The organism is Gemmatimonadaceae bacterium, assembly GCA_036003045.1.
In the GTDB taxonomy this organism is placed as follows: Bacteria; Gemmatimonadota; Gemmatimonadetes; order Gemmatimonadales; family Gemmatimonadaceae; genus JAQBQB01.
Genome location: DASYSS010000073.1, coordinates 1 through 1748, shown reverse-complemented (window position 1 = coordinate 1748; position 1748 = coordinate 1). Strand labels below are relative to the sequence as shown.

Here is a 1748-nt window from a genome sequence, read left to right as displayed (position 1 = left end):
TCGTGGCGTTGCCGGACGCGAGCACGAGCCGCGTCCCGTCGACGTAAGTGACTGCGATCGTTCCATCTTGCCCCACAATCGCGAACTGCCGCGGCCACACGCCCTGGTGCAGGACCGGGGTGCCGATGACGTCGGCGATCTCGTCCGCGGCGTTGAGCCGGACCGCCCGGAGCGCCTGCGAATCCGAGGCGTCGGCGTACGCGAGGTCATACGCCGAGCCGTCCCACGCGATCCGCGGTCCGTAGCCCTGCGACGCGACGAGCTGCTTCACGCTGCCGACCGTCGCCGCCCCTTTGCCGAGGTGGACGCCGCTAATCGTGCCCGCGACGTTCGTCCAGACGACGAAGTAGTCGTCGACGCCGTTCGACACCACGTCCGGCTCCCCTGCCGCATGCGCGAGCAACGTCTCCGTGCTCTTGATCGGAGTGCCCGTCTTGTCGACGACCACCGCATGCACTTCGCGGTCGTCGCTCGGACAGGCGAGCGTGCACGGCGTGCTCCACGGCTCGTCGCCCGTCGCTTCCCAGACGAGCAGGAACTCGTCGCCGATCGACGCCACTTTCACCGCTTCGACGTTGCGGCCGTAGGTCCCCGCCGTGAGCTCGGCGTTGTTGCTGTCGAGGACGTGGCCATTCATGTCGACGATCGCGCCGACCACGCGCGATGAAACCGCCCACGCGACCAGGTAGCGGTCGACCGAGGCGCCGACGCCGAGGCGCATTGTGTGGCGGGAGTCGACCATCGCGATGTACGTGGGCGAGCCGGTCATGTTCCCCGCGAGGTCGAAGCGCTGGCCGTACATCCAGTCGCCCTGCAGCCAGACGCCGAAGCTCTGCTCGCCGATCGAAGCCGCGCCGCCGTCGCGGAGGATCGTCGAGTCGAGCGCGACGGGGTGCGCCAGCGGCTGGCCGTTCACCATGAGCCCGCCCCGCGTCGTGTCGTCGTTGAAGACGAGAAATGGTGTCTTCGCCGTCAACGTGAGAAACGGCAACTGCTGCACCGCTGCCGGCGGGCCGGCGGTGACGTTGACAGGCGGCCCGAGCGGTGCGGCGGAGACGACGAACGGAGCGAGGGCAAGGGCGAAGGTTAGCAATCGGGTCCGCATAGACTTGAATCGTCCTCAGGCATGAACCGCGCCATCGCGCGTCGCCGCAAAAAGGTCGACCACGATCTCCGGGCGGCGATGGCCGAGCTGCGCGCCGGTGACCCGCCCTTCGTAGTGCATGCCGATCCGTTCGATGACGCGCTTCGACGCCTCGTTGGCGGGATCGATGATCGCCACGACGCGCGGCCGCGTGCTCAGAACGTGCTCCATCGCCGCCCGGCCGCCCTCGGTCGCGTAGCCCAGTCCCCATCGGTCGCGCGCCAGCCACCAGCCGATCTCGAAGTCGCCGGTCGTGCCGAGCGGCTGGATACCGAGAACGCCGACCACACGCTGCGTCGCTTTCTCGACGAGCGCGCCCATGCAGACGCCGAAGTCGGCGAGCTGCCGCGCCTGGCGCGACAGAAACTCCTCGATCTCCGCTTCCGTGTAAGGCAAGCCGCCGTGGACGTACCGCATCACCTCGGGATCCTGGGTGAATCCGACGAACGCCTCGCGGTCGCCAGGTTCCCACGGACGAATGAGCAAGCGTTCAGTTTCGAGATACATCGCCTCAATATATCCCCCCGTGTGGCGCGGGCTTTCCAGCCCGCGCTCGTGTGGGCGTCTTGCCTCCACCCGCCCGGGGCACGGGCTGGAAAGCCCG

Annotated in this window: 2 protein-coding genes; both read right to left on the bottom strand. The window is 68.4% G+C overall.

The window, feature by feature from the left end; genetic code table 11:
* On the bottom strand, positions 1 to 1105 hold a 1105-nt coding region (locus tag VGQ44_17510; protein HEV8448634.1), incomplete at its 3' end, for a hypothetical protein.
* A gap of 15 nt (positions 1106 to 1120) precedes the next feature.
* The gene (locus VGQ44_17505; GenBank protein ID HEV8448633.1) at positions 1121 to 1651 is read right to left on the bottom strand and encodes a GNAT family N-acetyltransferase; all 531 of its coding nucleotides are present in this window, start codon (positions 1649 to 1651) and stop codon (positions 1121 to 1123) included.
* Positions 1652 to 1748: the final 97 nt, after the last annotated feature.